8 protein-coding genes and 1 pseudogene are annotated in these 7726 nt (G+C 59.9%); 6 read left to right on the top strand and 3 right to left on the bottom strand.

The window, feature by feature from the left end; genetic code table 11:
- The 4 genes and pseudogenes from ACX80O_RS16440 to ACX80O_RS16455 all read left to right on the top strand — a co-directional run.
- Nucleotides 1-541: aldehyde dehydrogenase family protein (locus tag ACX80O_RS16440; RefSeq protein WP_459334138.1), on the top strand; the 541-nt coding region annotated here is incomplete at its 5' end.
- A 1060-nt stretch (nt 542-1601) separates the two neighbouring features.
- Nucleotides 1602-1850, top strand: coding sequence for an SOS response-associated peptidase family protein (locus tag ACX80O_RS16445; protein WP_459334139.1), 249 nt, complete (start codon nt 1602-1604; stop codon nt 1848-1850).
- Nucleotides 1851-2285: 435 nt separating this feature from the next.
- Nucleotides 2286-2660 (top strand): annotated as a pseudogene (locus tag ACX80O_RS16450) (fluoride efflux transporter FluC); the annotation flags it as partial.
- Nucleotides 2657-3034 (top strand): fluoride efflux transporter FluC, encoded by a 378-nt coding sequence (locus ACX80O_RS16455; RefSeq protein ID WP_459334140.1) that lies wholly within the window; start codon nt 2657-2659, stop codon nt 3032-3034. The pseudogene ACX80O_RS16450 and the gene ACX80O_RS16455, both read left to right, overlap by 4 nt.
- 154 nt (nt 3035-3188) lie before the next feature.
- Here the strand turns inward: ACX80O_RS16455 and ACX80O_RS16460 are convergent, their stop codons facing one another.
- Nucleotides 3189-3359, bottom strand: a complete 171-nt coding sequence (locus ACX80O_RS16460) for a CsbD family protein (RefSeq protein ID WP_459334141.1) — start codon at nt 3357-3359, stop codon at nt 3189-3191.
- A 271-nt stretch (nt 3360-3630) separates the two neighbouring features.
- On the opposite strand from ACX80O_RS16460, the gene ACX80O_RS16465 reads away from it, so the two are divergent.
- Nucleotides 3631-4674: an App1 family protein phosphatidate phosphatase gene (locus tag ACX80O_RS16465; RefSeq protein ID WP_459334142.1), complete on the top strand. Its 1044-nt coding sequence runs from the start codon at nt 3631-3633 to the stop codon at nt 4672-4674.
- A gap of 43 nt (nt 4675-4717) precedes the next feature.
- Here ACX80O_RS16465 and ACX80O_RS16470 read toward each other — a convergent pair whose 3' ends face one another.
- Nucleotides 4718-5086: a DUF1622 domain-containing protein gene (locus ACX80O_RS16470; RefSeq protein WP_459334143.1), complete on the bottom strand. Its 369-nt coding sequence runs from the start codon at nt 5084-5086 to the stop codon at nt 4718-4720.
- 655 nt (nt 5087-5741) lie between these two features.
- Nucleotides 5742-6368 (bottom strand): metallophosphoesterase family protein, encoded by a 627-nt coding sequence (locus tag ACX80O_RS16475; RefSeq protein ID WP_459334144.1) that lies wholly within the window; start codon nt 6366-6368, stop codon nt 5742-5744.
- A gap of 427 nt (nt 6369-6795) precedes the next feature.
- Between ACX80O_RS16475 and ACX80O_RS16480 the strand changes: the two genes are divergently transcribed.
- A complete protein-coding gene (locus ACX80O_RS16480; protein WP_459334145.1) occupies nt 6796-7374 on the top strand; it encodes a PepSY domain-containing protein in 579 nt (192 codons plus the stop codon).
- The last annotated feature ends 352 nt before the right edge of the window (nt 7375-7726 follow it).

Genomic DNA, 7726 nt, shown 5'->3' on the forward strand with positions numbered 1-7726 from the left:
TGAGGCCATCGACCTGTGGGTCTGGTATGCCGGCTGGGCCGACAAGTACGTGCAGGTGGCCGGCAACGCCAACCCCGTCTCCGGCCCGTACTTCAACCTGTCCACCCCCGAACCGACCGGGGTCGTCGCGGTCATCGCACCGCAGGGACCCGGCTCGCTGCTCGGCTTCGTCCGCGCCGTCGCGCCCGTGCTCGTCAGCGGCAACACGGTGGTGGTGCTCGGCAACGAACGCGCCCCGCTGGCGGCCCTGAGCCTCGGCGAGGTCCTCGCCACGTCCGACGTGCCCGCCGGCGTCGTGAACATCCTCAGCGGCTCACCGGCGGAGATCGCCCCGTGGCTGGCCGCCCACGCCGACGTGAACGCCCTGGACCTGCTCGGCGGCGAGCACCTTGACTGGGTTAACCTGCAGATCGCCGCCGCGGAAACGCTCAAGCGGGTGCTGCCGCCCGAGACGGGTCCCGACGCCGGTGCCCCCTCGATCGACCGGATCACGTTCTTCACCGAGACGAAAACCGTCTGGCATACCAAAGGCCTGATCTAGCAAGAAATACTGCCAAACCGGAAGCGGGGCGATTTTTTTCACGAGCCTCCAGAGGCGACAACTCAGCAGAGGACCCAACCAGTATTGATCTTTTGCACCAGACATTTCACTCGAATTTCTAGAGGATTCGATTGAACGACTTCACGCTTTAGTCATGTGCCCTTTCGTCATTTTGTCGATGAGATATTCGAGAAAGGAGGTAGGTCCATCATGAGTTTTGCCGGTCCAGAGCTTGCACATTGTTGCACTGATTGGGGCCCAATCCGAGCCTTCGTCGTACATCACGACAGCCCGAGTCCCCGGATTGATCGGGTCCTCGGGGTAATGACTACGGTGCTGCCCAGAGCGACGATGCAGGCCAGATACGTCCATGAACAAGACAAAAAAGGAGGTGTGCACAATGTGCACACCCTGGGTGTCGGACTGGGGCGTATCGGGGCCGGACTGGGCTGGTTTGAGGAGGTTTTCGGGGGAGGCCAGTGTTTGCAAGGGGCGAAAGCCGGTTCAAGTCCCACTTCGGGCACAGTGTTTCCCCTTGTCAGAGGCTATTTTGCTCTCTGACTGTGCACAAACCCGCTCAGATGGTGAACAGGTTGTGCCTGTTTCGTTGGGTGGGTTGCAATCTTCCTGTGGCGGGTTATCTCCTTTCTCTCCTGGAGCCCTTGGTGGCTTTCTTACTACTTCATGGGGGAACCGCGGGGAAGGTACATGACTTTGTGGAAAGATTTTCACCGAGTTTTCCTCTTCGTGCCGTTCTGATAGTGGAATCACCGCTGGGCGCGAAGGGCCGGAGTGCAACTTGGGTACCGGGAGAGAACCGAACTTTCGCGAGGAAGTAAGCGACGGAGGAGCGCCGAACGAAAGTTTGGCTCGGCTCCCGGCGCATCGCGTCCAGGTTGCGCGGAGGACCCGCCCAGCGATGATGGGGATCAGAATGACACACAGCGATGATGCTTCACCCCGACCTACCTGCCCGGCAGGACGAGGACGAGCTGTTGGCGGTAGCCGGCCTTTATGAGTTCTGGCCCAACCCCGAGCTGCCCGAGGAACACCCGGACAAGTGGTTGGTCACCGCCACCGTCATCACGACGTCGGCCACCGACGTACTGGGCATATCCATGAACGCTCACCGCTCATCATCCCCAACGACCTACAAGCGGACTGGTTGGATCCATCGACCACAGACAAGAACCAGGTTCGAGAGCTGGTCAACGCCCTGCCCGAACCTGACCTAGTGCCCCGAGTCGTCGGCAAAGAAGTCAGCTCAGTGCGCAACAACGGCCCACAGCTCATCGAACCTGCCCGGTAGCTGGCCATCAGCCTCGTTGTCGCACTTTCGCTATCTAAGCGAGACAATTTCTCGGGCGGGGTATACGCGAATCTCCTAGTCAGGCGGCACTGATGTCTTAGCCGATGCCCTGATTAGAAACCTGTGTTGCTGTGGGGAACCGGCTTACGGGCGCTTCCGCTCGGGTGGACTGGCATCATCTGCGTGGATCCATGCGGCAAAGGCAGCACGCGGCGGTTTGATCTGACATAATAGTGAGTGCGCGAAAGCGTCCGGTGGTGGGGCTCGCCGGACCCAACCTCGACCTGTTCGTCGACAACAGTCCCTATCTCTTGCGATACCTCACGCCTCGAGATAGGAACCCCATGACCGACAACTATGCCAGAACGCCCCTGGACTCAGACAACTTCCCCGAGAAGCAATCTCTAACCCGAGACGTACTTCTGGTTTTTTTTAGGGGGAACAGTGGGTGCGGCCTTGCGCCTGCTCGCTGGCGTGACTATTCCTAACGTCGGGGGTATCCCTCTTCAAATACTCGGCATCAATATAATCGGCGCATTCACCCTCGGAGCGCTCCTTGAGACGCTTGCCCGCCAGGGCCCCGATGTCGGCTACCGCCGCACGGCACGTTTACTCCTGGGAACAGGCTTGATAGGCGGCTTCACTACCTTCAGCACACTCGCGGTCGGGGCAGCCGAGCTATTACAAGAGGGCCGCGTGGTCGCAGGCGTCCTCTATGCCCTCGGCACGGTCATCATTGGCGCCGCATTCTCCGTTGGCGGCATCCTGTTCGCCGCAGGTATCCACACCCGCAAGAGGAGGAACCGATGAACACGACGGTCTTCGTCGTCACCGCACTATCGGGCGGGATAGGCGCCGCGCTCCGGTACATGGTCGACGCCTTAGTGAGCCGACACTTCGGGAGAAACTACCCCTGGGCAACGAATATCATCAATGCCAATGGCTCTCTCGTTCTTGGACTACTTACGGGGCTTGTCTCTAATGAAGCTCACTTATCGCCACTGCTGACCGTTCTCGGCGTCGGGCTCATAGGCGGCTACACCACCTTCAGCACCGCCAGCGTCGAGACAGTCCGTCTCCTCATGGCCGGCAGAACAGCGGCCGCAGGAGCAAACGCATTCGGCTCGACCGGCCTCTGCATCCTTCTCGCCTTGACCGGCTTATGGCTCGGGGCGCTCCTTTAGAACCTCCCACCCGGCAACAGCGATTGCGCTATTTGAGATTTCTGTTGATGGTTCGGTCGGGAAGCTTAGGAGCGGTGACCATCAAAGCGTTTTTCAAGCGAAAAGTGGTGTGCACGAAGCTTCGTGCACACCACTTTTGGAGAAAGTCTGCTTTTTACTTGAAGGCGTCCTTGACGTTCTCGCCGGCGTTCTTCAGATCGGCTTTCGACTGGTCTTTCTGACCGTCAGCTTTCAGGCTTTCGTCGCCGGTCGCTTCGCCGTGACCCTCTTTTGCTTTACCGGTAACCTTTTCGGCTGCGTTCTTGATTTTGTCATCCAAACCCATGACTGCTCCTTACGCTCGTCTGATCCGCCAGCAAATTTGCTGAGGTATCCGTTCACGCTAGCCTCGGCAAAGTGATAGGTCGAGGGAATTCACCGATAGCGCAACGGGGGAGCGACCCTGTAGATCATTCATACCTCAAGCGTGTTTTCGGGCAGGGAATGGCCTCGACCCCATCGTGGGTGCCTTACAGCGGGGACGGGGTGCTTCCGAGCAGTGGCTGCATCAAGTGGGGAGAGGGGACTAGCTTCGTCTCCCGGGGTAGCATGTGCTGATGCCTTCCCCTAAAGCTGCACTGAGCCGATCACGTCAAGCCGCGGTTGCCGTCGCGTACCGCACCGAGACCGGCATCCGGGACCGGTTGGCCCGTCGGGCGACCCGTCAAGGGTGGACCCCGGCAATCATCCCCTATTCGGGCTACGCCAGCGCCAACCATGCCCGCGTCCTGGGACGTGTGGTTCTTGCACCAGCATCGGTTGCCCCCTCCTCCCGCCGTGGTGTTTCGGGGTGGCGGCGCCTACTCACCCTGGAAAGTCCCGGAACCGAGGTATCGATTGAACTCGGCGGCACCACAACAGTGGTCACCAGTGACGAAGCCGGCATCATCGACGCGCGGCTAAAGTCAGATACCGCTCTTGAGCCTGGCACGGCCACCGCTCTTCTCTCCTCGGGAGGCCGAGACGAGGTCCCAGCGCAGGTTCACGTTGTGAGCCCGGAACCATCGCGTGGAGTCATCTGCGACATCGATGACACGGCCTGGGTGACGGGTATTTCCCATCCAGCTCGAGCTGCATGGCGGACCTTGCGAGGCTCCAGCTCGACCCGGAAAAAGGTGCCTGGCATGGCGCGCCTACTCCAAACCGCTCTTGAGGGGCAAGACGATCCTGGGGTGATGTATCTGAGCAACGGCCCATGGAATTTTGTGGGACCCGTAACGCGCTTTCTCGATAAGAATGGTTTCCCTGCTGGCGCAATCTTGATGACCGATTGGGGGATTACGCCGCACCGGTGGTTCCGGGATGGTCAGGAACATAAATCGTCATCCCTTGCCTGCCTGCTGGAAGACTTCCCACACATCGAGTGGGTTCTGGTGGGCGACGACGGCGAACACGACCCGAAACTCTACCGCGACCTCGCCAAAAAGCATCCCGATCGCATTGCCGCTATCGCATTGCGGCAAGTCCGACCATCTGGACCAACTGCGCAAGGTGGAAGCTCAGATACCGTGAACGGAGTCCCCGTTCTCCACGGCGCTGACGGAGACGTCCTACTACCCCTTCTACGCGACGCACTACGCGATTACCCGCTCCGCGACTGACTATAGGGCGCAAGGTGTTCAGTTCCCTGGGCAGTTGCGGGATCTAGGTGGTTGATTCGATCGTTTGTGGCTTTTGCCAGGGCCAGCGGCCGGTGATTTCTAGTTCGAGGGAGAAACTGAGGAATGTTCGGATCAGGACGATCAAGGCTAGGACGCCGACTGATTCAAAGGTCGGGGTGACTGCAACGGTCCGGATGATGTCTGCAGCGACCAGCAGTTCTAGACCCAGGAGAATGGACCTGCCCAGCCTTCGCCGATAAGTTTCGTAGGTGGCGTGGCCGACGTTGTTCCTTCGCCGAAGCAGCGCCGATGCCGCGATCAGGCTTGCTACTACGACGCCGATCACGATTGCGGCGACCCCGGCCGCGTCGACGGCTTTACCGATCCCTTCCATCACTTCCTGGAATTCCACTTCGGTGTACCTGCCCTATTTTTGGAGGAGATGAGCTGAAGCTGACATCGTACTGGGCACCCCGCAGATTGCTCTGAAGTCATGTACTTGCGAAGCCGTGAGTTCACGCAGATACCGGTACCGGCGGTTCGAGGTCGGGCGGACTACGGACACTGTAGTAGTGCAGCAAGCGGCTGGTGTAGGCGCGGAAGAGTTGGACACCACCAGCGGGGTACCTGTTCTCAGCGACACCGTCGTCGGGGATTTCCTGCTATCACTCCTAGGCGATGCGCCACACAATCACCCCGCTGGTGCCTGACTCAATAAAACCCCGCCATGATCCGACTGGTACTTCTTAAAAAGATGTATGAATTCTGGTTGTGTGCCGGGCGTCTTACCGGGTGATGGTGAAGCTGTCGACAAGTTGGCCCGACTGGTCAATTGCCCGGCCGACAAGGCGGTCGTCGTAGACCAGCAAGTCGAGGAAGTGCAGGGTTGAACTACTCACGGCCGTGAATTCCTGTCGTCCCACGGGACGTAGCTTCGCGCCCGCTCCTGAGACAACGTAGGTCACCCCGTCTTGCGGGGTTGAACGCTGGTAGTCATGGTCATGTCCGGCCAGCACCAAGTGGACGCCAGCTTCGGCGAAAAGGGAACTCCACGTCTCACGGACAGCCTAATCGGAGCCGTGGTAACCCGCGGAGTACGCCGGGTGGTGCATTATGACCACTGTCCAAGTTACCGATGGCTGGGGCTCGGCCAGCGTCGTGCGGAGCCACGTGGTTTGGTCTTCGTCTGCGACAAGGGTCGAATCCAGAACGACTACTCGTACCGGTCCTACCTGTTCGGTGTACCAGGAGTTCGGGCGGCCAAGACGGTTCAGGATCTGTTGTTGTTCGCCGCTGCGGTAGTCGTGATTTCCCAGCACTGGCAGCAGTTGAGCGCCGCGGGTGGTAATGGGGGCGAATGGCTCGGAGACAACACGATCGGTTAGCTCTGCTTTTCCATCTTCGTAAACAAGATCCCCGAGGAGTACGAGCGCGTCGTAGGGGTCCTGCCGGCTTTCAGTAACCATCCGTTTAGCGGTGGCCTGTTCGGCGGCGTCACCGGTTCCGGTGTCACCGGCAATCGCCAGGCGTACGATCGGCGGTTCGGTGATGGCAGGAACGGAGTTACCGTTGCTGGTCGCGGGCCGATCCTGGGCGAAAAGGGAAGTGACAAACGGTGGCGGGTACAGCACACCGGCGATGATTGCCGCGCCTACCAGCATCACGAGGGCAAGGATAGTTCGTCGATGCGGCATCATCCCATCCTTCATTGAGGTTGCTGAGATTTCACTGAGTGCCTGCCAGATATCTGAGGCACGGGAGTTACACACCGAATCCGACAAACGGCAAACATCGAAAGGTAAAGGGTTGAAGAGAATATCCGGGCTCGGATTCCATGGTCGCCGCTACCTGCGGTGAGGGAGGAGGAACCGCCCCGGATTTGTGTTCGCGGTGGAAATTTGGGAGTAGATAGTGGTCCGCTGTGCGGGCTAGCCGGTCAGTGTCGATCGGACAGCCTTGACTTCGTACGCCTTGGTGAGCACTTATCTGGCTCTCAGGTTCTCTCAGCGTTTTCTTAGTAGGCGAGGGTCAGAGTGGTTACAGGCACCGGGAAACGGGGCCGGACCTGAACGGAAAACAGCAATACCGGAAGGGTCCAAGTCCTCAACGAAAGGCACCACCATGAACACCACCCCCAGCAACAAGAAAAAGATGCTCGTCGGCTCCCTCGCCGGTCTGGCACTCATTGGAGGAACCGCGGCGGTCGGTCTGAGCGCGGCAAACGCTGCGACCGTTCCTGCCCCGGCACCTGTTGAGGCAAACCAAGACAGCGCCGAGAACGGAGAGCAGCAAGAACCGAAGCTCAACGGATCCATCACCGCTCCGGAGTCGGCCACGGAGCAGTCCGAGGCAGATGAGTCCGCGCAGCTTACGAAACTGGCAACCATCGACGCGAAGGCCGCCGAAGCCACCGCCACCGGATCGGTACCAGGGTCCAGTGTGGTCTCCACCGAACTCGGAGACGAGAATGGATCGGTCGTCTACGAGGTGACCGTCAAGGACGGCGCCGGGGTGTTGACCGAGGTCAAGGTCGACGCCGGTAACGCCGCGGTCCTGGCCACCGAGGCAGGCGAAGATGAAGCCTCCGAGGGTGCTGAGGACGAAGCTTCCGAGGGCGCCGAGGAGCAAGACGGCGCTGACAACGAAGCCGACGGCGAGCTCGACGACGCACAGGAGGCCGCATCGACCGGCACCAAGTAACCCAGAAAGCCGCAAAAACCGGCTGTGCACATCACAATTAAATAGAACCCGGCCGCACACCCGCCCCCACGGTGTGCGGCCGGCCTACGTTTTGGACGAGCGTCATCGCGGGTAGCCGAATCAAACCGTGGGATCAGTACCCTCAGGGTTCCTTCAGCAACCCTGGTGCAGGCTGGCAGGAACGTAAGTCCACCGCTTCTTATCCATATCTGAGGGGATTCTTCTGATGACCGTTTACCTGCCCATCGCTGTTGCCGATGTGGCGACCGCCGTCCCGTGGTCGAACCTCACGGATCCCGCTGCCTTGTTGCAGGGCCTGGGAGGGTGGGCTCTGGGGGTAGTGGCTGGCATG

The sequence above is a fragment of the Arthrobacter glycogeni genome, from assembly GCF_054511155.1.

Bases quoted from the DNA above. Each gene is read 5' to 3' on its own strand.
- ACX80O_RS16465 (WP_459334142.1), top strand. From the start codon at position 3,631: ATGCCTTCCCCTAAAGCTGCACTGAGCCGATCACGTCAAGCCGCGGTT.
- ACX80O_RS16480 (WP_459334145.1), top strand. From the start codon at position 6,796: ATGAACACCACCCCCAGCAACAAGAAAAAGATGCTCGTCGGCTCCCTC.
- ACX80O_RS16455 (WP_459334140.1), top strand. From the start codon at position 2,657: ATGAACACGACGGTCTTCGTCGTCACCGCACTATCGGGCGGGATAGGC.
- ACX80O_RS16475 (WP_459334144.1), bottom strand. From the start codon at position 6,368: ATGCCGCATCGACGAACTATCCTTGCCCTCGTGATGCTGGTAGGCGCG.
- ACX80O_RS16460 (WP_459334141.1), bottom strand. From the start codon at position 3,359: ATGGGTTTGGATGACAAAATCAAGAACGCAGCCGAAAAGGTTACCGGT.